At 70.0% G+C, this 21,607-nt stretch carries 20 protein-coding genes, 1 tRNA gene and 1 pseudogene; 13 read left to right on the plus strand and 9 right to left on the minus strand.

Annotated features, from left to right (window positions below; translation table 11 throughout):
• Window positions 1–24: 24 nt before the first annotated feature.
• On the plus strand, window positions 25–1,392 hold the full coding sequence (locus ACIBO8_RS06095; protein WP_396114027.1) for a sensor histidine kinase: 1,368 nt from the start codon (window positions 25–27) through the stop codon (window positions 1,390–1,392).
• A 231-nt stretch (window positions 1,393–1,623) separates the two neighbouring features.
• Window positions 1,624–2,280, plus strand: a pseudogene (locus tag ACIBO8_RS06100) (alkaline phosphatase family protein); the annotation flags it as partial.
• A 68-nt stretch (window positions 2,281–2,348) separates the two neighbouring features.
• Here the strand turns inward: ACIBO8_RS06100 and ACIBO8_RS06105 are convergent.
• Window positions 2,349–2,717, minus strand: a complete 369-nt coding sequence (locus ACIBO8_RS06105; RefSeq protein WP_396114028.1) for a BlaI/MecI/CopY family transcriptional regulator — start codon at window positions 2,715–2,717, stop codon at window positions 2,349–2,351.
• A 101-nt stretch (window positions 2,718–2,818) separates the two neighbouring features.
• Between ACIBO8_RS06105 and ACIBO8_RS06110 the strand changes: the two genes are divergently transcribed.
• Window positions 2,819–3,574, plus strand: coding sequence for an ABC transporter permease (locus ACIBO8_RS06110; RefSeq protein WP_396114029.1), 756 nt, complete (start codon window positions 2,819–2,821; stop codon window positions 3,572–3,574).
• A 24-nt stretch (window positions 3,575–3,598) separates the two neighbouring features.
• Window positions 3,599–4,129 carry a phosphatase PAP2 family protein gene (locus tag ACIBO8_RS06115; protein ID WP_396114030.1) on the plus strand — a complete coding sequence of 177 codons (531 nt, stop codon included), beginning with the start codon at window positions 3,599–3,601 and terminating at the stop codon, window positions 4,127–4,129.
• A gap of 27 nt (window positions 4,130–4,156) precedes the next feature.
• Here the strand turns inward: ACIBO8_RS06115 and ACIBO8_RS06120 are convergent, their stop codons facing one another.
• From ACIBO8_RS06120 to ACIBO8_RS06130, 3 genes are read right to left on the minus strand one after another with little or no spacing between them, the layout of a single operon-like run.
• Window positions 4,157–4,822: a hypothetical protein gene (locus ACIBO8_RS06120; RefSeq protein ID WP_396114031.1), complete on the minus strand. Its 666-nt coding sequence runs from the start codon at window positions 4,820–4,822 to the stop codon at window positions 4,157–4,159.
• Window positions 4,819–6,273, minus strand: coding sequence for a sensor histidine kinase (locus tag ACIBO8_RS06125; RefSeq protein WP_396114032.1), 1,455 nt, complete (start codon window positions 6,271–6,273; stop codon window positions 4,819–4,821). Before ACIBO8_RS06125 ends, ACIBO8_RS06120 begins: the two co-directional genes overlap by 4 nt.
• Entirely contained in the window at window positions 6,270–6,995 is a 726-nt protein-coding gene (locus tag ACIBO8_RS06130) for a response regulator (protein ID WP_396114033.1), read from the minus strand. Before ACIBO8_RS06130 ends, ACIBO8_RS06125 begins: the two co-directional genes overlap by 4 nt.
• 128 nt (window positions 6,996–7,123) lie before the next feature.
• Between ACIBO8_RS06130 and ACIBO8_RS06135 the strand changes: the two genes are divergently transcribed.
• Complete coding sequence (locus ACIBO8_RS06135; protein WP_396114034.1) at window positions 7,124–7,951, plus strand: MerR family transcriptional regulator; 828 nt, start codon at window positions 7,124–7,126, stop codon at window positions 7,949–7,951.
• An 82-nt stretch (window positions 7,952–8,033) separates the two neighbouring features.
• Here ACIBO8_RS06135 and ACIBO8_RS06140 read toward each other — a convergent pair whose 3' ends face one another.
• Window positions 8,034–8,282 (minus strand): hypothetical protein, encoded by a 249-nt coding sequence (locus ACIBO8_RS06140; RefSeq protein ID WP_396114035.1) that lies wholly within the window; start codon window positions 8,280–8,282, stop codon window positions 8,034–8,036.
• A 63-nt stretch (window positions 8,283–8,345) separates the two neighbouring features.
• Entirely contained in the window at window positions 8,346–8,963 is a 618-nt protein-coding gene (locus ACIBO8_RS06145; protein ID WP_396114036.1) for a TetR/AcrR family transcriptional regulator, read from the minus strand.
• 89 nt (window positions 8,964–9,052) lie between these two features.
• Between ACIBO8_RS06145 and ACIBO8_RS06150 the strand changes: the two genes are divergently transcribed.
• Genes ACIBO8_RS06150 through ACIBO8_RS06170 form a run of 5 tightly spaced genes read left to right on the plus strand, consistent with a single transcriptional unit; the run spans window position 9,053 to window position 15,602 of the window.
• Entirely contained in the window at window positions 9,053–10,366 is a 1,314-nt protein-coding gene (locus tag ACIBO8_RS06150; protein ID WP_396114037.1) for a cytochrome P450, read from the plus strand.
• Window positions 10,363–11,808, plus strand: a complete 1,446-nt coding sequence (locus tag ACIBO8_RS06155; protein WP_396114038.1) for a flavin-containing monooxygenase — start codon at window positions 10,363–10,365, stop codon at window positions 11,806–11,808. Before ACIBO8_RS06150 ends, ACIBO8_RS06155 begins: the two co-directional genes overlap by 4 nt.
• Window positions 11,808–13,112, plus strand: a complete 1,305-nt coding sequence (locus tag ACIBO8_RS06160) for an MFS transporter (protein ID WP_396114731.1) — start codon at window positions 11,808–11,810, stop codon at window positions 13,110–13,112. Before ACIBO8_RS06155 ends, ACIBO8_RS06160 begins: the two co-directional genes overlap by 1 nt.
• A 7-nt stretch (window positions 13,113–13,119) precedes the next feature.
• Window positions 13,120–14,319: a methyl-accepting chemotaxis protein gene (locus tag ACIBO8_RS06165; RefSeq protein ID WP_396114039.1), complete on the plus strand. Its 1,200-nt coding sequence runs from the start codon at window positions 13,120–13,122 to the stop codon at window positions 14,317–14,319.
• Window positions 14,320–14,354: 35 nt separating this feature from the next.
• Window positions 14,355–15,602: a hypothetical protein gene (locus ACIBO8_RS06170; RefSeq protein ID WP_396114040.1), complete on the plus strand. Its 1,248-nt coding sequence runs from the start codon at window positions 14,355–14,357 to the stop codon at window positions 15,600–15,602.
• On the opposite strand, the gene ACIBO8_RS06175 is transcribed toward ACIBO8_RS06170, so the two are convergent.
• Window positions 15,599–16,141 (minus strand): GNAT family N-acetyltransferase, encoded by a 543-nt coding sequence (locus ACIBO8_RS06175; RefSeq protein WP_396114041.1) that lies wholly within the window; start codon window positions 16,139–16,141, stop codon window positions 15,599–15,601. The two genes, ACIBO8_RS06170 and ACIBO8_RS06175, sit on opposite strands and share 4 nt — an antisense overlap.
• 102 nt (window positions 16,142–16,243) lie before the next feature.
• Between ACIBO8_RS06175 and ACIBO8_RS06180 the strand changes: the two genes are divergently transcribed.
• From ACIBO8_RS06180 to ACIBO8_RS06190, 3 genes are all read left to right on the plus strand, one after another.
• The gene (locus tag ACIBO8_RS06180; protein WP_396114042.1) at window positions 16,244–17,512 is read left to right on the plus strand and encodes an NAD(P)/FAD-dependent oxidoreductase; all 1,269 of its coding nucleotides are present in this window, start codon (window positions 16,244–16,246) and stop codon (window positions 17,510–17,512) included.
• Between the two features lie 242 nt (window positions 17,513–17,754).
• Window positions 17,755–17,828, plus strand: a tRNA-Ile gene (locus ACIBO8_RS06185).
• 396 nt (window positions 17,829–18,224) lie between these two features.
• Window positions 18,225–18,572, plus strand: a complete 348-nt coding sequence (locus ACIBO8_RS06190; RefSeq protein WP_396114043.1) for a DUF4041 domain-containing protein — start codon at window positions 18,225–18,227, stop codon at window positions 18,570–18,572.
• A gap of 144 nt (window positions 18,573–18,716) precedes the next feature.
• Here ACIBO8_RS06190 and ACIBO8_RS06195 read toward each other — a convergent pair whose 3' ends face one another.
• A complete protein-coding gene (locus tag ACIBO8_RS06195) occupies window positions 18,717–19,724 on the minus strand; it encodes a hypothetical protein (RefSeq protein WP_396114044.1) in 1,008 nt (335 codons plus the stop codon).
• Window positions 19,725–20,147: 423 nt separating this feature from the next.
• Entirely contained in the window at window positions 20,148–21,104 is a 957-nt protein-coding gene (locus ACIBO8_RS06200; protein WP_396114045.1) for an exonuclease domain-containing protein, read from the minus strand.
• Window positions 21,105–21,607 lie beyond the last annotated feature (503 nt).

Below are 21,607 nucleotides of genomic sequence, written 5' to 3' on the forward strand. Positions count from 1 at the left end.
CTCGGCGTCGTTAGCGTTTCGGCAATGCGACAACGTGCGGTTCTGCCGTGGCTGCGGCGCCGGCTCGGCGTGCGGCAGCGCTCGGCGCTCGCGGCCGGTGGCGTCGTCGCCGTGGCCGCGCTGCTCGCCGGTGGGGTGCTGCTGGTCGTGGCCCGCGGGATCCTGCTCGACAACGTGACCACCGCCGCGAGGGATCGTGCGGACCAGGTCGCTGCCGCGCTGCGCGGTGGGAGCACGCCGCCGCTGAGCGGTACGGGAGGCCAGACGCTGGTCCAGATCCTCGACCCGGGGGGCACCGTGATCGCCGCCTCGGCCGCGATCTCCGGTGCGTCGGCGCTGTCGTCGCTGCGCCCGGGGGCGGGCCGCCGGCAGTGGGAGCGCCGGCCGGTCTCCATCGGTCCGGAACCGCCGTACCGGGTGCTGGCTCTCGGTGTCGCCACCCCGTCGGGCGGCCGGACCGTGCTGGTGGCGGAATCGCTGGACACCGTCGACGACGGCACCGAGGCGGTGGTCGTGGCGTTGCTGTTCGGGATGCCCCTGCTGACCCTGGTGGTGGCCGTGGCGACGTTCCTGTTCGTGGGGCGGACACTGCGGCCGGTGGAGGCGATGACCCGGCGGGCGTCCACGATCACCGCGACGAACCTGCACGCGCGGTTGCCCGTACCGGCGGCGGAGGACGAGATCGCCGCGCTGGCGGCGACCATGAACACGATGCTGAACCGCATCGAGACGGCCTCGTCCGCGCAGCGCCGGTTCGTCGCCGACGCGAGCCACGAGTTGCGCAGCCCCTTGGCCACCATCCATGCCAACGCCGACCTGCTGGCCGCCGCGGGACTGCCGGAGGCGCCCGCCCAGTCGGTCGCGCGCATCCACCGCGAGAGCGCCCGCATGGCCAAGCTCGTCGACGACCTGCTGCTGCTCGCGCGGGTCGACGACGATGCCCTGCGCCTGCGCCGGGACGAGGTGGACCTCGACGATCTGGTGTACGCCGAACGGGAACGCGTGGCGCTCGAACGCCCCGACCTGCGGATCCACGGCGAGGTGCAGCCGGTACGGGTGGTCGGCGACGCCGACCGGCTGCACCGGGTGTTGCGCAACCTCGTCGACAACGCGATGCGCCACGCCCGCCACAGCGTCACGATCCGTCTCGAGAACTTCGGCGGGCAGGGCGAGATCGTGGTCGGCAACGACGGTCCGGCCATCGCGCCGCAGGATCGCGACCGCATCTTCGACCGCTTCGTGCGCCTCGACGGCAGCCGGTCGCGCCACGACGGGGGAGCCGGGCTCGGCCTGTCCATCGCCCAGGACATCGTCGTCGCGCACGGCGGCACGCTGACCGTCGACGACCTTGCCGAGGGCGCGGCCCTGCGCCTGCGGTTACCTCTGCTCTGACGCGGCGTGTCACCGGGCCGAACCGGCTAGCACCTACACAATGTAGGAGTAGGTGGACATCGAGCATGGTGGGAGAGCGGCGTGAATCGGTTTCAACGGGCGATGCTGGCGGGGGCCGCGGCCGGGGTGCTCACCGGCGGCACCGCGGTGGCCGGGGTGGCCGCCGTTCCGGCTCGGGTCCGTACGCCGGTGGCAGCAGCCGTGCCGCGACCGGACCACGTCGTGATCGTGATGCTGGAGAACAAGCGGTACGACTCGGTGATCGGCCATCCGAGGACCCCGTGGATCTCGTCGCTGGCCCGCAGGTCGGCCAACATGCTGCACTTCTACGCCGAGACGCATCCCAGCCAGCCCAACTACCTGGCACTGTTCTCCGGCTCGACCCAGGGCGTCGCCGACAACAACTGCCCGCACAACCTCGGCAGCCGGCCCAACCTGGCTCGGCAGCTGCTCGACAGCGGCCACACCTTCGCCGGGTACTCCGAGGACCTGCCGTCGACGGGCTGGCGGGGGTGCGCGTACCGCAACTATGTGCGGCGGCACAATCCCTGGGTCGATTTCCGCAACGTGCCGGCCGCCGCGAACCGGCCGCTGACGGCGTTCCCCCGGGACTACCGCAAGCTGCCGACCGTCTCGTTCGTGGTCCCGAACCTGTGCCACGACATGCACGACTGCCCCAAGGGGCGGGCCGACAGCTGGCTCAGGAAGCGGTTCGCCCCGTACATCGCCTGGGCCAAGAGCCACAACAGCCTGTTCATCCTCACCTTCGACGAGGACAACCAGACCGACCACAATCACATCCCGACGATCGTGGCCGGCTCGGGTGTCAGGCCCGGCTCCTACGGTGCGCATCTCCACCACTACGACCTGCTGCGCACACTGCAGCGCATGTACGGACTCGCGCCCGCCGGCGGCGCGACCCGGGCCAAGGGCATGCCGAACATGTGGGCTGATCCTCAGGAGCGCCGCTCACCCAGCAGCTGCCGCAGCACCTCGGCGTCGGACTCGTCGAGCGACGCGGCGAACCGCTGCAGGACGGCGTGCCGGTCGGCCCGGTCGCCGAGCGCTGCCCGCATCCGCGAGGCGGCCGCCGTCGCGGCGTCCTCGACCGGCCAGTAGACGTGGCCGCGGCCGGCGCGGCGGCGCTCGACGACCTTCTTGTCGTGCAGCCGGATGAGGATCGTCTGCACGGTGTTGTACGCGAGGTCGCTACTGAGCTCGCGGTGCACCCCGGCGGCGGTCAGCGGGGCTTCAGCGGCCCGGAGCACCGCCATGACCTCCGCTTCCAGAGTGCCCGGCGGCCGCCGCCCGTCCTTCGTCGCCACAGTCGCTGACCTCCGCGCTCAGGATAGCTTCGGCAGCGGTGGCGGCGGCGAACGCGACGGCGGCCACCGCAGCGTCCACCTCGCGCCGGGGGAGTAGTCAGTTGACCAAGGCCGCCGTCTCCATCGACCTGCCCTTCGGCGCCGCCCTGGCGGGGCTCGTCCTCCTCGCCGTCGTGGCGGCCCGGATCGGCGGTCTCGGGGTGAGCCGTGCGGTGGTCACCGCCTCGGTGCGGGCGGTCCTTCAGCTCGCCGCGGTGTCCGTACTGATCGCGGCGGTCCTGCGGTCGTGGTGGGCGACGGCGGCCTTCATCACGCTGATGCTGCTGGTGGCGGCGGCCACCTCGGCACGCCGGATCACCACGCTGCGGCTGGGCCGGTCGGCGATCCTGCCGATCGTGGCCGGCGTCGTACCGGTCGGCGTGCTCGTCGTCGCGGCGGGAACCGTGCCGCTGACGGAGGTGGCGGTCCTGCCCATCGCGGGAATCCTCATCGGCGGCTCGATGACCGCCACCTCGCTGGCCGGCCGCCGGGCCCTCGACGAGCTGCGCACCCGGCACGGCGAGTACGAGGCGGCCCTGGCGCTCGGCTTCCTGCCGCGCGACGCGGCGCTGGAGCTCTGCCGCCCGACCTCGGGCCGCGCCCTGGTGCCCGCGCTGGACCAGACCCGTACGGTCGGCCTCGTCACGCTGCCCGGCGCGTTCGTCGGCGTGCTGCTCGGCGGCGGATCGGCGGTGCAGGCGGGCGCCACGCAACTGCTGGTCCTGGTGGCGCTGCTGGCCGTGGAGGCCATCGCGGTCGGCGTCACCGTGGAGCTCGTCGCCGCCGGGGCCCTGCGCGCTTCTTCAGCGATTTCTTAGGGCTCGGCGGGCACTGTGTCGCCGGTGAACTTCCGGCTCTTCCACCTGATCAACGACCTGGCCGGGCGCAGCGACGCCCTGGACGACGTGATGGAGTTCGCCGCGACCCGGCTGATCTACCTGATCTTCGCGGCGTCGGCCGTCCTCGTCGGGATCGCCCTGTACCGGCGCCGGGTGCTGCCCGTGTTCCGCCTCGGTGTGGCGCTGTTCCTAACGTTCGCCGCCGCGACCGTCCTGTCCCACATCAGCGGCCAGCCGCGCCCGTTCCAGACCCACCACGTCCACCAGCTGATCGCGCACGAGCCGGGAGTATCGCTGCCCAGCGACCACGCGACCGCAGCGTTCGCGCTGGCGTTCGGGATCTACGCCTTCCTCAGCCGCGGCTGGGGCATCGCCTTCACGGCGGCAGCCCTCATCGTCGGGATCGCACGGGTGTGGGTGGGTGTGCACTATCCCGGTGACATCCTCGCCGCCGCCGTCATCGCCGTCCTGGCCGTCCTGGAGGTCGTCGCGGCGTCCCACTGGCTCCGCGGTGCCGAGGCCGGCGCCGGATGAGATGCGGTGTGGCGTAAGACGCCCGCGCTACAGCAGGGGCACCGACGGGTCGTCGTCGGCGCCGCTGTCCGACTCCGCGTCCACCGTGCAGAACCGCCACCGGCCGTCGGCGCCCTTCAGCAGGGTGATCTGCAGGGCGGTCGGCGGCAGCTGGTCGAAGGCGCCGATCCGGACGGCTCCGCTGCGGCTCAGCACCGGCTCGGCCGGCCGGGAGACGGTGACGGCGAGAACGACCTTGTTGCCGAGTGCGCCGGCCGGGCTGCCGGGGGCCGGGGACGGGCCGACGACCGTACCGAACGTCGCGGCGGCGGGCTGCAGGTAGGTCTTGTCGCGCAGCAGGCCGTTCGCCTGGTCGTAGACGAGGTTGTACATGGCGCAGCCCGGCTCCGCGATGGTGCGGGCCAGCGCCGGGTTCGGGTTGGCGAGCGCCCACTGGCCGTACCCGGTGAGGGACGCGAGGATCGCCGGCCAGGCGGTCCCGGTCTGCTTCAAGGCCGGAGCGGGGGAGCGCGGCGGCGGCGTCGAGGCGACGAGTACCGGCAGCGGGGCAGCGGAACCGCTCGGCACCACCGCTGGGACAGCGGACGCGGACGGGCCGGCCGCCGAGCCGGTCACCACGGCGCAACCGGATGCCGCGAGGGTGATACCGACGGCCGTGACGACCGACGTGCCGATGCGCCGCAGGGTTGTCATGGCGTTCCGATCGGCGACAGCCCTCCCGGGTTGAGTGCGCGCTCGGACAGGAAATCCTGATCACACCGCGGGGGCTCCGGATCTGCGCCGCCGGGCAGGGTGACGATGGCGTCGAGCCCGGTCGTGGCCCGCGGCCGGAGCCGGGCCTGGCCGCCGCTGGCTTCGGCGAGCTTGCGGACGAGGGACAGGCCGAGACCGGTGCCGTCGTTGCCGCTGCCCGGTGCGCGCCAGAACGGGTCCATGGCTCGTACGCACTGCTCGGCGCTCAACCCGGGCCCCTCGTCGGCGACCTGGATCCGTACGGTCGGGTCAGCGCCGGTGGAAGGCTGCCACGAGATGGCGACCGTGCCGCCGGGCGGGGTGGCGCGCAGGGCGTTGGACAGCAGATTGTCGAGGATCTGGTCGACGGCGGTGGACACCGTCCAGACGTGCGCGGCGGGGCCCGAGGCGGTCAGCCGGACGGATCGGCTGGTGGCCAGCGGCGTCCAGAAGCAGACGCGTTGCGCGACCGCCGTACCCAGATCGATGCGTTCGCGGGGCAGGGTGGTCTGTTCGCTGCGGGCCATCACCAGCAGCGCCTCCACCATGCGGGCCAGCCGGTCGGTCTCGACCAGCGCCGCCCGCAGGTTCTTGTCCCCGGACGGGGCGATGTCCGGTTCCAGGTTCTCCAGGCGCAGCCGCAGCGCGGCCAGCGGGGTCTTCAGCTGGTGCGAGGCGTGCCCGATGAACGACTGCTGGGAGGCGATCAGGCCGCGCAGCCGCTCGGCGGTGGCCACGAATGTCGCCCCGAGCCGGCGTAGTTCGGGCGGCCCGGCGGTGGTGCACACCGGGGGTGAGGATGTGGTGTCATCGGCGAGGCTGCGGGTGGCCTGTTCCAGCGCACGGACCGGGCGGCTGATCCACCGCGACAGCGCGACGGCGATCAGGGCGGCGGCGGCCAGGGCGAGAACCCCGACCGTGGCCAGGATGAGCCACACCCGGTGGACCCGCCGGTCGATGACCGTGGACGGGACGGTGACCCGGATGGCGCCCTGCGGTACCACACCCGGGTGCACGGTCACCGCCACCGAGATCATGTGTGCCCCGGCCGAACCCGCGATCCGCGAGCTCACCCGGCCCTGCCCGTGCAGAACGGCCCGGATGTCGGCGTCCTCGGTGGCGACCTCGGTCGCCGGCCGGGTGCTCACCAGCACCCGTCCGAGCGCGTCGACGATCTCCACGCTGCCGCCCAGCCGCCGGGCGGCCGACTGGGCCAGCGCATCGACGTGCGGGATGTCGTGCCGATGCAGGTCCGCGTCGACCACGACCGCGAGCACCTCGGCGTCGTGCTCCAGCTGGGCCAGCGCCTGGTGCTGCTCGCTGCGCTGCTGGAGAAGACCCAGCGGCACCTCCAGGCCGACGACGATCAGGAAGGCGAACGTCAGGTACGTCACCAGCAGCCGGCTGGTCATCCGAGCTGCCCCGCGTACGTGCGACGGCCCACGGCCCGGATCCGGGCGACGAGCTCCCGGACGCTGAACGGCTTGGCCAGGTAATCGTCCGCGCCGAGCTCCAGCCCCACCACCCGGTCGGTCTCGTCACCCCGGGCGGTCAGCATGATCACCGGTACGTCGCGCGCGGACCGCAGCCGGCGGCACACCTCCAGCCCGTCCATGTCGGGCAGCCCCAGATCGAGGAGCACCAGGCTCGGCGGCGGGGCCGCGAGCGCCGCCGTACCGGTCGACACCCGGTCCGCCCGGATGCCGTAGCGGGCGAGCCCGTCGATCAGCGGCTCGGCGATCGCGTCGTCGTCCTCCACCAGCAGGACCCGGTCGCGTCCCGCCGGACCCGCCGTGAGCGCGGCGGTCACCGTGGTCCCCAGCGCCTCGGGCTCCAGCGCGGTACGCCGTACCCGCCGGTCCCCGGGCACGCCGTCCGGGCCGAGCGGCTCGCAGACCACGATCGGGATGTCGGCGGTCGCGGGCCGGGACCACATCGCGTCGCACACCTGGAGGATGCTGAGGCCCGGGAGCAGGCCGTCCACGAGGAGCAGGTCCGCGGTCCCGTCAGCCACTTCCGCCACAGCGGTCGCAACGTCACCGAAGAACACGCACATGTGCCCGTCCCGCCGCAGCGCCTCCTCCACCACTTGGCGCCTCAGCGTGGTGGGGATTACCGCAACAACGAACGCCATGAGTGTCAGCCCTTCACCGGCGGTGGTCCGAGGGTGCCCACAGTGCCTCCCCGCGCTTTGGGGCGCCTGAGCGCGGGCTGAAACGAGGTGTTGACCTTGCCGCGCGGCAACCTCGTAGCGTGATGGGCATGGGAGCGCGGGAGTCCGGGATGCTGTCGGTGGGAGAGGTTGCCCGCCGTGCCGGCCTCACCACCAAGGCGCTGCGGCACTACGACCGCCTGGGCCTGTTCGCGCCGCAGGTCGTCTCGGAGGACGGCTACCGGTGGTACGCCGAGGGCCAGGTCGCCACGGCGCTCACCATCGCCCGGTTGCGTGCGCTCGACGTGCCACTGGACGCCATCCGGGCCCTGCTGGCCGGGGCCGGCGACGGGGAGGCGCGACGTCTCCTCACCCGGCACCGTGCGGCGTTGCAGGCCCGCCACGACCGGATCCTGCGAGCCTTGCACTCCCTCGACCACCTGCTCGACGACGAACGGGGAACCACCATGGCGATGAGCGAGCCCGAGCCGCCCAACCTGATCGACGAGCGTGAGCTGGCGCGTACGCTCTTCAACCGCACCTGGACCCTGCTCGGCAAGGAGTCCCGCTCGCCCGAGGAGGACGAGCGCATGATCCACATGGCCCACGCCTCGAGGTACCACTGGGACGCCGCCGGCGACGACCAGAACCGGGCGATCGGGGAGTGGCAGTGCTCCCGGGTCTACGCCACGCTCGGCCGCGCCGAGCCGGCGCTCTACCACGCCCGGCGCTGCCTGACCTACGCCGGCCGTCCCGGGACGGACGCCTGGCTGGTGGCGAGCGCGCATGAGGGGCTGGCCCGGGCTCAGGCCGTCGCGGGCGACCTCGAGGCGGCGCGCGACTCGCGCAGCCGGGCCGTGGCGCTCGCGGAGGCCGTCGTCGATGCCGAGGACCGGAAGATCGTCCTCGCGGACATCGACACGCTTCCCATTCCCTGAGTCCGTCACCGCGAAGGTGGACATGCCCGGGCGGCGACCTAGGACTTCCCGGAATGCGACCTGAACGCCGGGAAGAGGACCGCTAGAGCGGGATGCCCTGCAGGACCCGATCGATCAGGCGCAGAGCGGTGTGCGAGCCCCGGTCCTCGGCGTCGTGATCGACGGTCGAGACCGGGCCCTCGGGCCGGTCGAGCAGCACGATGACCTCGTCGACGAGGCTGACGATCTCGCTCCGGCCGGCGGCCGACGCGGCATGGTGCAGGCTCCGGGCCAGTCGCCGCATGTCGGCATCCTGCTGGGCGCGCGCCTCTGCTCCGTCCGTACCTGGCATGGTCCGATCGTAGTCCGCCCGGGCAGCGGCGGCGTGCCACATACGGGTCGAGGCGTGGGGTGGCTACCGGTTCGAGCTCCCGAGCAGGGCGATGCAGGCCTGGATGGCGACCTCGGTCGTGTCGCTCGGGCGTCCGCCGTCCTCCACGGTCGTGGCGATCAGCTCGCGGAGGCCGCCGAGCAGCATGGTCGCGAGCTGGCGGGACACCGGGCCGCTGCGGACGGCGCTCCAGGCCGGAGTGGCGCACAGCGTCTGGATCATGGTGATGAAGCCCTCCAGGTGCTCGCGCTGCAGGTCCCGCGCCGCCGCACCGAGCGACGGCACCTCCCGGATCCAGCTGAGAGTGATCGCCGGCCGCGATTCGGCGCAGGCGATCCAGGCCTCGACGGCCTGCCGCACCTGGCTCGTCCACGGTGCGGCCTGGTCCACGGCGGCGGAGACCTGGTCGATCATCTCCGCGTTCGCGTCGCCGAGCAGCGCGACGAAGCACGCTTCGCGGTCCGGGAAGTGCGCATAGAAGGTACGCCGGGAGGTACGCGCCCGCCGCACGATGTCGGCGACCGTCGTGTTGCGATACCCGACCTCCATGATCGACGCGGCCAGCCCGTCCAGCAGCCGCCCGCGGTAGTCGCCGGACTCCTCCCGTACGGGTTCCGACGCTTGGTGCTGCACCGTGGTCACGCCATACCCCTCAGCCCTTGTTCGCCGCGGTACGTAAGCGTACCGTGACCCTGGTACGTCCGCGTACCAGGCGAAGAAGGTGGTGTCAGATGCCAGCCGTCACACTTCCTCCAGGTCCGACGACTCCCCAGTTCGTGCAGGCCCTCCGCGCTCTGACCAGTCCCCGGCGCGGGATGCACCGGATGCGCGACCGCTACGGCGACGCCTTCACGATCGACGTCCCGCCGTACGGGCGAGCCCTGGTCATCAGCGACCCCGCCGAGGTCAAGCAACTCTTCTTGGCCGGCGCCGACGCCGCGGACAAACCCGACCGGAATCTCGGGCGCGTGCTCGGGCCGGGATCGCTGTTCGCGCTCGCCGGCGAGGAGCACCGGCGGCAGCGCAAGGTGCTCGCCCCGCCGTTCCACGGCCGCCGGCTCACCGCGTACGAAAAGATCGTCGAGGAGGAGACGGCGCGCGAGCTGGCGTCCTGGCCGCAAGGCCGCGCTTTCGCCACCCTGCCGTCGATGACCCGGATCACCCTGAACGTCATCCTGCGCGCGGTGTTCGGCGCCGACGGCACCGCTTTCGCCGAGCTGCGCGAGCTGCTGCCGCGAATGATCCGGCTCGGCTCCTGGCTGACCGTGCTGCCCGAGCCGCGGACCGGCCTCGGACGACGGGGTCCCTGGGCCCGGTTCCGGGCGATGCGCCGCGACTACGACGCGATCGTGGCGCGCCTGATCACCGAGGCGGAGCGGGACGACGCCCTCGACGAGCACGACGACATCCTCGCACTGATGCTGCGCAGCCGCTACGACGACGGCACCGGGCTGAGCCGCGCCGACATCGCCGACCAGCTGCTCACACTGCTCGCCGCCGGGCACGAGACGACCGCGACGACCCTCGCCTGGGCGGTCGAGCGGCTGCGCCGCCACCCGGCGGTCCTGGACGCCCTCGTCGACGAGGTGGACGCCGGCGGGAGCGCGCTGCGCGAAGCGACGATCCTGGAGGTCGAGCGGACCCGCCCCGTGATCGACCTGGTGGGCCGCCAGGTCCGGGTCGACGGCTTCCGGGTGGGCCGGTGGACCGTGCCCAAGGGGTACGCCGTGGTGGTCAGCGTCGCCCTCATCCACGACGACGAATCGGTGTTCCCGGACGCGCACACGTTCGATCCCACCCGGTTCCTCGACGTCCGGCCGGACCTGTACCGGTGGATCCCCTTCGGCGGCGGTGTCCGGCGCTGCCTCGGCGCCGCGTTCGCCAACATGGAGCTGAGCGTCGTGCTGCGGACGATGCTGCGGGACGTCACCCTGGTACCGACCGGCGAGCCCGACGAGCGGTGGCATTCGCGCGGCGTGGCCAACGCTCCCGCCCGGGGAGGCCGCGCGGTCGTGCGCCGCCGAACGGCCACGGCGCTGTCATGACGGAACACCTGGACGTGCTCATCGTCGGTGCCGGGCTGTCCGGCATCGGCGCGGCGCACCATCTGCAGACAGCCTTCCCCGGCCGCACGTACGCGATCCTCGAGGCGCGCGACGCGATCGGCGGCACCTGGGACCTCTTCCGCTATCCGGGCGTGCGATCCGACTCCGACATGCACACGCTCGGCTACCGGTTCCGGCCGTGGACCCAGGCCCGGGCCATCGCCGACGGGCCCGCCATCCTCGACTACATCCGCGCCACCGCGGCCGAATCCGGCATCGACCGGCACATCCGCTTCGGACACCGGACGACACGCGCCGCATGGTCCACCGCCGACGCCCGCTGGACCGTGGAAGTCGTCCACCGTGGCGAAACTCTGCGGCTGACCAGTCACTTCCTCTACCTCTGCACCGGCTACTACCGCTACGACGCGGGCTACACGCCGGACCTGCCCGGCATCGAACGGTACGGCGGCAAAGTCGTCCACCCCCAGCACTGGCCGCAGGACCTCGACCACACCGGCAAGAACGTCGTGGTCATCGGCAGCGGCGCGACGGCGGTCACACTCGTACCCGCGATGGCGGAGCGTGCGGCACACGTGACGATGCTCCAGCGCTCACCCACGTACGTCATGACGTTGCCGGCCGAGGACCCGATCGCGAACAGGCTGCGCCGCCTGATCGGGGCCCGGCGCGCGTACCCGGTCGTCCGATGGAAGAACGTCACCATCAGCACGCTGGTGTACCAGCTCAGCCGGCGGCGTCCCGAGCTCGTCAGAGCGATGCTGCGGCGGGCGGCGGTCCGCCAGCTGCCTCCGGGGTACGCCGTGGACACGCACTTCCGTCCGCGTTACCGGCCGTGGGATCAGCGGCTGTGCTTCGTACCCGACGGTGACCTCTTCGCCGCGATCCGCCGGGGCCGCGCATCCGTGCGCACCGATCGCATCGCGGAATTCACCGCGGCCGGACTGCGGCTGGAATCCGGCGACCAGCTCGAGGCGGACATCGTCGTCACTGCCACCGGCCTGCAGCTTCTCGCCTTCGGCGGCATCACGCTCGCCGTCGACGGCCGGGAGGTCGCGCTGCCCGAGACGATGGCGTACAAGGGCATGATGCTCAGCGGCGTACCGAACCTCGCCTTCACGGTCGGTTACACCAACGCCTCCTGGACGCTCAAGGCGGACCTGGTCGGCGAGTACGTCGTGCGGCTCCTGCGCTACATGGACCGCCACGGCCTCGCCTGGTGCGTACCGGCGAACGACGACCCGACCGTCACCGAGCAGCCGCTGCTCGACTTCCAGGCCGGCTACGTGCTGCGTTCGATCGACGATTTCCCCAAGGCCGGCTCCCGGTACCCGTGGCAGCTGGGCATGAGCTACGCGCACGACGTGCTGAAACTGCGGCACGGTCCGTTGGCCGACGGTGCCATGCGGTTCGGCCGGTGATGCGACTCTTCTACGCGCGTGAACTGGCGCAGTACCCGACCGGTGCCCGGCGGCTGCGTTATCTGCTCATGGCCGTCCTGGCCGGCCTCATCGTCAATTTCGAGGGCGAGATCTCGCCCGTGGTGCCGCTGCTGCTCGACGACCTCGGCATGTCGCTGACGACCTACGGCCTCATCGGCGCGCTGGCCGTGGCCGTGGGCGGCGTCTCGGCCGCGGTCGGTGGCCGGCTGGCCGACCGGTACGGCCGCGTCCCCCTGCTCGTGCCGGCGCTGCTGCTCGCTGCCGTGTGCACCTTCGCGACCGTACTGGTGCACACACCGGCGCAGTTCCTGTTGGTGCGCTGCCTGCTGCTGTTCGTCGAGGGCGCCGCGATCACGACGACCGCCGGCCTGGTCCGGGACTTCTCGCCGCGGCTGGGGCGGGCAACCGCGTACGGGTTCTGGACCTGGGGGTCGATCGGGGCCAACTTCCTGGCCGCCGGCATCGCGGGCGTGACACTGCCGCTGTTGGCGAGCTGGCGGTCACAGATCGTCATCATGGGATCCATCGCGGTGGCGTGCTGCGTCGTCGTCGTGGCCTTCATCGCGGATCTTTCCCCGCGGCTCCGGGCGCGGGTGATCACCTCGGAACCGGACATGGCGCTTCCGGACGGTGCCGCGGCCGACCTGCGCCTCACCCGGGGCCTCCTGGCGTACCGGGTCTTCTGGGCCCACCTTCTCGGCATCACCCTGTGGCTCGTCTGGTACTGGACGCTGAACATCTTCGGCGCGACGCTGCTGGTGCAGGCGTTCCGGGTGACGGCCGGCGAGGCGGCGGTCGTCATGGCCGCCACCTGGGGAGCCACCATGGTCGCGCTTGTGGCGGCCGGCCGGCTCTCCGACCGCCTGCAGGCGCGCAAGCCCGTCATCCTCGCCGGTGCGGTCGGCGGGGTCGCCGTCATGGCGTACTTCGTCGTCCTGGTCGACGGCGGCCGGGCGGGCCTCGCGCACCTGGTCGGGATCGGTGCCCTTCTCGGCATCGCCACGGCGGTCACGTTCGGGCCCTGGATGGCGCTCTTCTCCGAGGATGTGGAGGACCTGCGGCCGGACCTGCAGGCCACGGCGTGGGGCGCGTTCGGCCTGGTGGTCCGGGTCATGATCGTGGGAGTGCTGGTCGCGGCGCCGGTGGTCGCGGCGGGCGGCACGGCGTGGAGCCGGTGGCTGCTCGTCGCGCTGCTTTGCAACGTGCTCTTCGTGCCCGGGATCTTCCTGTTGGGCGGTGGGTGGCGGCCGGTGGTTCAGCTGTTCCCCCGCCCGTGCCGATAGGCCAGTCGTGACCTCTCCCGCTTCGAACTCGGGCCTCAACCGCGTCTGGCGGCTCTTCCCCAGCCTGCGCGCCCTGCTCATGACCCTCGCGACCAGCCTCAGCGCCCTCGTGGTGGCGATCCAGACCGTCGCGGCGATGATCTTCACGCGGGACACGCTGACGGACGCCCAGTTCGACGCCTTCCTGCGCCGGCAACTGACGGTGGGCGTCGTCTCGATCCTCGTGGTGTCGCTGGTCGTGTTCTGGGTCTCGCTGGCCGTCACCCGGCCGCTGCGCGAGACCCTGGCTTTCCTGAACCGCCTCGTCGCCCGCGACCTGAGCACCCGCATGCCGGTCGACGGCCGCGATGAGGTCGGCCGGATCGCCGAGGGCCTGAACCGGATGACGGACATCCTGGCGGAGGCCGTCGGCGGCATGAGCACGAGCGCGGCGGACCTCAGCCGCTCGGCGGAGGAGCTGACGGCGGTCAGCCGCGAGCTCGGCGGCGACGCCTCGTCCACCTCCGCCCAGGCCGGCGTCGTGTCGTCGGCCGCGGGCCAGGTCAGCAGCACGATGCAGTCGGTGGCCGCGGGCATCGAGGAGATGGGCGGCAGCATCGGCGAGATCGCCCGCAGCGCCTCCGAGGCCGCCCGGGTGTCCGGCAACGGCGTCACGGTCGCCGCGCACACCAACGAGGTTGTCGGCCGGCTGGGGGAGAGCAGCACGGCCATCCACGACGTGGTGCGTACGATCGCCGCCATCGCCGCCCAGACCAACCTGCTCGCGCTCAACGCCACCATCGAGGCCGCCCGGGCGGGCGAGAGCGGCAAGGGCTTCGCCGTCGTCGCGGGCGAGGTCAAGGCCCTGGCCCAGCAGACGTCGGACGCGACGGAGGACATCGGCCGTCGGGTCGCGGCCATCCAGGCCGAGAGCGGCGACGCGGTCGAGGCGATCAACAAGATCAACGGCATCATCGCTGAGGTCAGCTCCCTGCAGAACACCATCGCGGCCGCGGTGGAGGAGCAGACGGCGGTGACCGAGGAGATCGGCCGGGGCATCGCCGACGCGGCGGGCAGCAGCTCGGAGATCGCGGAGGGCGTGACGGGCGTCGCGGGCGCGGCGCGCAACGCCTCGGCGCGGGCGGACCGCACCCAGCAGCTCGCGGAGTCGCTCCGGGACACCTCGCACGACATGCGCACGATGGTCGAACGCTTCACCCTGCCCTGATCAACCTTCGCGCGGGTGACGGCTATCATGCCCGGATGGTGTCCCGGCACGCCAAGTGGATCTTCATGGCCCTCGGTGTCCTGGGTATCCTGACCGTCCTGCCGACCGTCACCAGCTGGAGCGACGCCAGCCGGATGGCGACCGTCCAATCCCTGGTCGACTTCCACACCTTCTCGATCGACCGGTCCGTCTTCCACCGCACCGGCGACAAGGTCTTCATCGACGGGCACTTCTACTCGGACAAGCTCGCGGTGCCGTCGCTGATCGGCGCCATCGTCTACCTGCCGCTGTCGGCGCTCGGACTCAAGCTCGGCTACGGCTGGAACATCGCCTACTACGTCATCACGCTGCTCACCGTCAAAGCGTTCTGGCTGGCGGGCCTGATCGCCTTCTACCGGACCCTGGCGATCACTCCGCTCACCGACCGCAAGCGGATCTGGCTCACCCTCGCGCTGGGCGTCGGTTCGCTGTACTTCACCTGGTCGGCGACGTTCAACAACCATTCACTGGCAGCATCGTGGGTGGCCATCGGCTTCTCCTTCCTCATGCGGGCCCGGGAAGGCATCCGCACGGCCCGCAGCCTCTTCGCCGCCGGGCTCTTCTTCGCCCTGGCCGGCGGCTCCGACGTACCAATCCTGGCCGTCCTCGGCGGCTTCCTCCTGTACGTGCTCGCCGACCCCCGCCTGCGCACCCACGCGGGCTGGTATCTGCTTCCGCTCCCGCTCACCGCGCTCCCGGCGCTGTGGGTCAACTACCGCATCTCCGGCAGCCTGGTCCCGGTCCAGCTGGTCCCGGCCTACTTCCAATACCCGGGTACGCCGTGGAAGCCCACCGCACTCACCGGCGCCGGCATGAACCGGGGCGCGTTCCTCGCCGAATACGCCTTCCACTGCCTCGTCGGCAAACGCGGATTCCTGCTCTACAACCCGCTGTTGTTCCTGGCCGTACCGCTGCTGCTGCGCGAGCTCGCCACCAAGCGCCCGTTCTTCCGCGAGGCGCGGGTCGTGTGCCTCGTGACAGTGCCGATCGTCGCGTACTACCTGCTCTACTCCCACAACTACAGCGGCTGGAGCTACAGCATCCGCTGGTTCGTACCCCTGCTGCCGTTGCTGTTCTTCTTCCTGTATCCGTCCCTGGCCGGGCGACTGCGAATCCCCTTCTTCATCGCGTTCGCCGCCGGCACCGCGATCGCCGTCATCGGGCTCATCAATCCGTGGTCCTGGCTCGACCTCAGCCCGTACCCGCTGATCGCCAACCTCCGCACCATTCCCCACCTCCCCTAGGGCCGTTCCAGCTCCTTGTGGAAAACCAGGAAGCGGCAGGGAACGGCCAGCAGGGGAGCAAGGGCCGGATGCGCCTCCGCCACGTCCCCGCTGCCGACGACCCGATAGCCGCGCCGGGTGTACCAGGCGCGCAGGAACTCCTTGACCGGGTGCGTGCCCACCTCCGGCACGAGCAGTTCGAGCTGCATGGTCTGCGCCCCCCACCCCGTCGCGCGCGACTCCGCGAAGCGGACGAGCTCGCGCCCGACCCCGGTGCCCTTGTGCTCGGCGGCGGCGACCAGCAGGCCGAGCTCGCCGAGGGTGGGGTTGAGCTGCTGGACGCGTACGAGACCCACGGGTTCGCCGTCGAGCCGGCCCACCGCGATCTGGCCCGAAGCGATCAGCTCAGCCATCTCGGGGGAGGTGATCCGCGCGGTGCCGTCGGACCAGAGGCCCTTCTCACCCTCGGCGTAGGCCTGGTTGGTCATCGCGGTGAGCTCGGCGAGCAGGCGGGTGTCGGAGGCCTGCTCCGGTGGCAGCATCCTCGTCTCGATCGTCACCGGCCGATTCTGCCCCGCAACCAGGGTTCACTTTTCTCCTGCCCCGGGCGGCGTACGCCGTTAGGCTGGGGCCTGCGTTGTTTGTCCTCCTGTGAGGTGCCCGTGTCGCAGCCGGTAGAGGTGGACGTCGTCATCGTCGGCGGCGGTCTTGCCGGGCTGGCTGCTGCCCGGCGGCTGGACCGGGCCGGCGTCGAATGGCTGCTCGTCGAGGCGAGCGACCGCATCGGCGGCCGGGTCGCCACCGACGTCGTCGACGGCTGGCGCCTCGACCGCGGGTTCCAGGTGCTCAACACGGCGTACCCCAGGGTTCCGGCGCTGGTCGACATCGACGCGCTGGAGATGCGCTACTTCACCCCCGGCGTGCTCGTGCGCCGCGGCGGCCGGCTGCACCGGCTGGAGAATCCGCTCCGCGACCCGAAGGCCGCCCCGCAGGCACTCAACAGCGGCGTGGGCTCGCTCGCCGACCGCCTCAAGTTCGCGGCGCTGGCCACCCGCTGCGCGACGTACCCGCCGGCCCGGCTGCTCGACGGGCCGGAGATGACGACGCAGGAGGCCCTCCGCAAGGCCGGGTTGTCCCACCGGATCATCGAGGAGGTGCTGCGGCCGTTCCTGTCCGGCGTCTTCGCCGACCGCGCCCTCGACACCTCCAGCCACGTGCTCGCGATGGTCCTCCGGTCGTTCGCCCGAGGGCGGATCGGGGTGCCCGCGAACGGGATGGCCATGCTGCCGGCCGCGGTGGCGGGGCCGCTGCCGTACCCGCAGCTGCTGGTCAACGCACGGACCCTGGCTGTCGCACCCGGCCGGGTCGTCACGGAGGGCGGCGAGATCCGCTGCCGTGCGGTGATCGTGGCGACCGACCCGGTCACCGCCTCGGAGCTCCTGCCGGCGCTGCCCCGCCCCGACATGCACGGCCTCACCACCTATTACTTCGGCGCGGCGCACGCGCCCATCGACGAACCGACCCTCCTCCTCGACGGCGACCGCCGCGAGATCGTGGCCAACAGCATCGTTGTCTCCAACGCGGCCCCGGAATACGCGCCGGCCGGCAAATCGCTGATCGCCGCCTCGACAGTGGGCGTGGCGGCGCCCTCGGGAGCCTCGGAGACGGTCGTCCGGGTGGAACTGGCCCGCATGTACGGCGTACCCACCGACGACTGGGACCTCCTCGAGGTGGTCCCGATCCCGCACGCCCTCCCGGCGGCCCCCGTACCGCAGTCCCGCCTGCGCAAGGCGGTCGACCTCGGCGACGGCCTCTTCGTAGCAGGAGACCACCGGGACAGCCCCTCGATCCAGGGCGCGCTGGCCGGCGGCTGGCGCACGGCCGGAGCAGTCCTGACATCCCTCGGCGCCCTGGCAGGCGCAGCACGTTGAGCCCCGCCATCCGCGGGTAATGGCGCTGTATGGACGAAAAAACAGTACGAGAAAACGAAGAGCGCCCGACTGCCGGTGATCCGCAGGAGGAGCACCCGGCGCAGGAGGCGCACGGCGGCAGCATGGCGCCGGGGCTGGTGGACGACACGGGGCAGCAGGTGACGGACGCCCCATCACGGGGCGACGAGCAGTAGATCGCTGGCTTGGGTTGGACGGGGCGGGATAGGATCGCCGCCGGTACGGGGGCGGTAGCTCAGTGGGTTAGAGCAGGGGACTCATAATCCCTCGGTCGCGGGTTCGAGTCCCGCCCGCCCCACTCTCGCTTTTCGCAGGTCATGCCCTCGGCCGACGGTTTGGCCGCACAGCGTCGAGGGCCGGACCATCGCTCTCAGTCCGCACATAGTCCGCATCAGCCTGAATCGCGGCCCGGTCCAGTCGTGGCAGCGGACCGCGACACTTTCACTACCTTCGACCTCGCCAACGTCGTGCCGTGGGCGACGCTTGGCCATCTAAGGGCAGCGCTGTCGAAGTCTTCATTCGACCTCGTGCCGGCAGACACCAGCGCCGGCGCCCGTGTGCGGGGCAGGCAGCGTGCGGTTTAACGCACCTCCAGTTAACCCACCTCCTGGCTGGCCTCAGCCGTCAGCTGGCTGCAATCCCCCCGGCCGGGTGGAACCCGACCCACCGTGGCCTTCACCGGCCGCCGTGTGACATGTTCACCTTCTCCGGCTCCCTGGCGAAGGGCCGAGGGATGGTGGCGGACCTGTCCAAGCTCATGCTGCGTGCCTACAACGCCGAGGCTGACAACTGCATCCGCTCCCTGCGCTCAGGCAACATCTCGACTGCCAAGAAGCGCCTGGAATCCGCGGTCGCGGCGATCCAAAAGCTTGGCGCCATTATGGAGATGCGCATCAATCCGCAGTACCACGCTTTGCGGGTGCACAAACTCAAGCTGACGGCAGACTTCCAGATGAAGGGCCGGTTTAGACGTGAGGTCATTCCCGCGCTATCGCCGGCGCTGCGCCAGCCATTCATCGATAGACGATCGAGCCTCGAGTGACTAGCTGAGTGACGACCACTCCTCATCCCGGCGGACAGCCAGGGACGTTGACGGACTGGAACGGCAACTCAGTGGGTCAGTGGGCCAAGGAAGCCTGAGGCAGTTGGTTGCCTGGGGATCAAGGGGTCGCAGGTTCCCAGGCATTTAGTTAGCCGATCCTGCGCTTTCGGTATTTGGTTGAGTCGCCAGTTGCGACCGAGGACCTGCCGGACCGCCTTTGGCTGTCGTCGCTGGCCGCCTGCGTGATGATCTACGTTTACGGGTAGTCTCTCCCGAGCCGTCGTCTGGAGTTGAAGTTTCCCCCGCCTCTGCCCGCCGAGCTGATGCAATAGCTTGGGTAATAATCTGAACTTGCGCGTCTTCCCTCGCGCCGCCATTCAGCTGTTGAGAAAGTCTCTCTGCAGTGAGTAGGTAGCTATTGACAAGCGGCTCCCGGAAAAAAGTGTTGAGCTGCTTGATTGATATTTGATGTGATCTGAGAAATGTCTTGCTTATGAAGCCTGCCATTAAGGATCCGACGGCGGATAGTCCGGCTACGGCGATCTTCGTCTCTACCTGCGTCGGAGCCAATGCAACGCAAGCGCCGCCGATTAGGGCGAGGAAACCTAGGCCCATAGCAACTTGGCTATTTCGAAACGAACGCTCCGCCTGTTGCTTAGTAATCCTATGATACTCGTCCATAACGGTTCTATTTAAACCGAATAGATTGGCCAGGCTTAACTGGTCCTCTAGGCGGGCAACCGCTCGAGCCAGGTTAGCTTCGTGGAGCGCTTCCTGCTGGTACGCGAACTTGCGCCGGTCACGGCCATACCGAGCACTGCCCTCCACCCAAACAATGGCAGCGACATACAATATCACGATCGCAGGCACCATGATCCATGGACTCGGGTCGTGCCGATCGAGACTAACGCCCGCGCTTGCAAGCAAAAAGCCCGCTATGAGCAACGCTGCAGCTGTGCGCCAGCGCTTGCGGCGAAGCGCTCGGGCTTCCAATTCGGCATTCGAACCAACCCACTTAATAGCCGACTCGGGAGTAGGATATGGCGGCCCTTCTGCCCTTGTAGGATAGTCGGGGTCACGATTGCTCTGTTGGCGAGGAACATTGTCGTGCCGGACGATACCGTTCTCTTCCCGGAGTCGATCTTCAGCCATCGCGCCTAACCTTGGTTCAATTGGAAGTCTGCTGGCTCAGGTTGGAGAGTGGACAGTCATATAACCGCGCCTCGCGTCTCTGCGGACCTGGCCGTTCAGGCAACTTCTGCCGATGTAGACCGGTGGCGTGATCACTCATTGCCGACTCTCGTTGAGGCGGCCCGGAGTCGTTAAGGGAGAAGCCGTCCGCTGGGGCCGGCGGCTGTCCGCCGGGTGACAAGCTGTGTGACAACAGATGCTCCGACAACGGACGGCCAAGCGCCGCAAGAGATACGCGTCCGAGGTGCGCTGTGTCGGTGGTGGCCGGCACGACGGAGAAGGAGGCAGCAGTTACGGCGGCCGCCGCGGGGCCGATGAGGGTTGTTGCTGCCACCGCGGGCCACGGGACGAGACAGCCACGGCAAGGCGGCGATGCTGCAGCGATCAGTGCCGACCTACCGTAAGATCCACGCCCTCGGTGGCTGCGAGCCGCTGGAGGAAGTCGGGTTCGGCGATCACTTCGATCGGATGTCCGGAGCTGAGCAGCGCAGCGGCCTTTTGGTGTTTGCTGCTCATCGCCGCTCCTGGCGTAAAACGGCGGGGGTCTTGCTCGCCAATAACGAGAATGTTGGTCTTCTTCGAGACTCCTGGCACTGGCTGGCCGCCCGCTTCGGCCACCAGAGCATGAGCCGTATCCCGCGTCATACTGGTCAGTGTGCCGGTGAGGCAGATAGTAAGTCCGTAGAGAGGCCCGTCTGGGTCAGCGCGCGGATTCGCTCCAGGTAAGGCCGGCCGTGGCCGCGATGCTTGGATTAGTCGGCAACCAGACCACCGCTCACCAGTCAGCTCGCCGAACCTGACTCCGAGCCGGTGGAGCAGGTCGGCCAGGGTGGGTGTGTCATGGAGCTGTTGAGCTGCAATGGCTATCGCAGCGGCCGCGGCCGCGTCGGCTGTGGCGTCGTGGTGGTCGAGCAGTTCATGTTCGGCTGCTTCGGCCACCCATGGCAAAGAGTAAGAGAGCAGGGACCAAGTACGTCGTGCGATGACCATCGTGCATGCATACGCGAGGTCTGGCCAGCGCACACCCATTTGGTCACACGCGCTGCGAATGACACCCATGTCGAAAGAGGCGTTGTGGGCGACGACGGTCCGACCGTCGATGAAGTCAATGATCTGATCGAGTGCCTCAGCCCAGGAGGGAGCGCTGCACACGTCCTCGGCGGTGATCCCGTGCAAGAAAGTATTGAATGGTGAGAAGTATGCGAGCGTTGGGGGTGGCTGGATATGAGTGGTGAAGCTTTGAACGATCTTGTTGTTCTCGACCGCCACTAGGGCGACCGAGCATGGGCTACCCCGATGTTCGTTCGCGGTTTCAAAGTCAATGGCGACCCACGATGTCATGAGCCACCAAGCTACTGGCCCTCGACGCGCAGTCCGACTCGAACTTTCGGCCTGTTGTTTCTACCGGTTAGAAGAATTCCATGTTCGACACCTCTCCTTGTTTGAGTGCGAACGGAAGCGAACGCTGCTGAGCCGCGTATGCGCTCCACGGGGCTTCGCCCGGCAAGCCAACCGTCATGGTCACTCCCTAGCGGCGAGGCGGGCAGGTTAATTCTTCGGCGCTCGTACATCCGGACGGTGTTGTTGAGCCGTGTCGTTACGCGCTGCACCCAGCGGCTAGGCTCAGGGCCTGTGATCAGAGCCCTACTGCCGAATTGATCTTCTCTGAATTAAGGCGCCACGCGAGCGCGGCGCCGGGCCGACGGCGCTCGGCCTGCTGACGGCCTCCGGCCGGCATCGGCCGGCGCACCGGCCGGTCGTTGCCACGGCCCTGGGTCAAGTTGTGCCTCCGGCGGGAGCGCTCAGGTTTCTGGGATGGTGGCGCCATCCCGCCCGCCGTCGTC

The sequence above is a fragment of the Actinoplanes sp. NPDC049681 genome, from assembly GCF_044465265.1.
Lineage (GTDB): Bacteria > Actinomycetota > Actinomycetes > Mycobacteriales > Micromonosporaceae > Actinoplanes.

Coding starts and splice junctions, on each gene's coding strand:
- ACIBO8_RS06200 (WP_396114045.1), bottom strand. CDS start 21,104: ATGACATCGTGGGTCGCCATTGACTTTGAAACCGCGAACGAACATCGG.
- ACIBO8_RS06170 (WP_396114040.1), top strand. CDS start 14,355: ATGGTGTCCCGGCACGCCAAGTGGATCTTCATGGCCCTCGGTGTCCTG.
- ACIBO8_RS06135 (WP_396114034.1), top strand. CDS start 7,124: ATGGGAGCGCGGGAGTCCGGGATGCTGTCGGTGGGAGAGGTTGCCCGC.
- ACIBO8_RS06190 (WP_396114043.1), top strand. CDS start 18,225: ATGTTCACCTTCTCCGGCTCCCTGGCGAAGGGCCGAGGGATGGTGGCG.
- ACIBO8_RS06155 (WP_396114038.1), top strand. CDS start 10,363: ATGACGGAACACCTGGACGTGCTCATCGTCGGTGCCGGGCTGTCCGGC.
- ACIBO8_RS06160 (WP_396114731.1), top strand. CDS start 11,808: ATGCGACTCTTCTACGCGCGTGAACTGGCGCAGTACCCGACCGGTGCC.
- ACIBO8_RS06120 (WP_396114031.1), bottom strand. CDS start 4,822: ATGACAACCCTGCGGCGCATCGGCACGTCGGTCGTCACGGCCGTCGGT.
- ACIBO8_RS06195 (WP_396114044.1), bottom strand. CDS start 19,724: ATGGCTGAAGATCGACTCCGGGAAGAGAACGGTATCGTCCGGCACGAC.
- ACIBO8_RS06095 (WP_396114027.1), top strand. CDS start 25: ATGCGACAACGTGCGGTTCTGCCGTGGCTGCGGCGCCGGCTCGGCGTG.
- ACIBO8_RS06140 (WP_396114035.1), bottom strand. CDS start 8,282: ATGCCAGGTACGGACGGAGCAGAGGCGCGCGCCCAGCAGGATGCCGAC.
- ACIBO8_RS06150 (WP_396114037.1), top strand. CDS start 9,053: ATGCCAGCCGTCACACTTCCTCCAGGTCCGACGACTCCCCAGTTCGTG.
- ACIBO8_RS06125 (WP_396114032.1), bottom strand. CDS start 6,273: ATGACCAGCCGGCTGCTGGTGACGTACCTGACGTTCGCCTTCCTGATC.
- ACIBO8_RS06130 (WP_396114033.1), bottom strand. CDS start 6,995: ATGGCGTTCGTTGTTGCGGTAATCCCCACCACGCTGAGGCGCCAAGTG.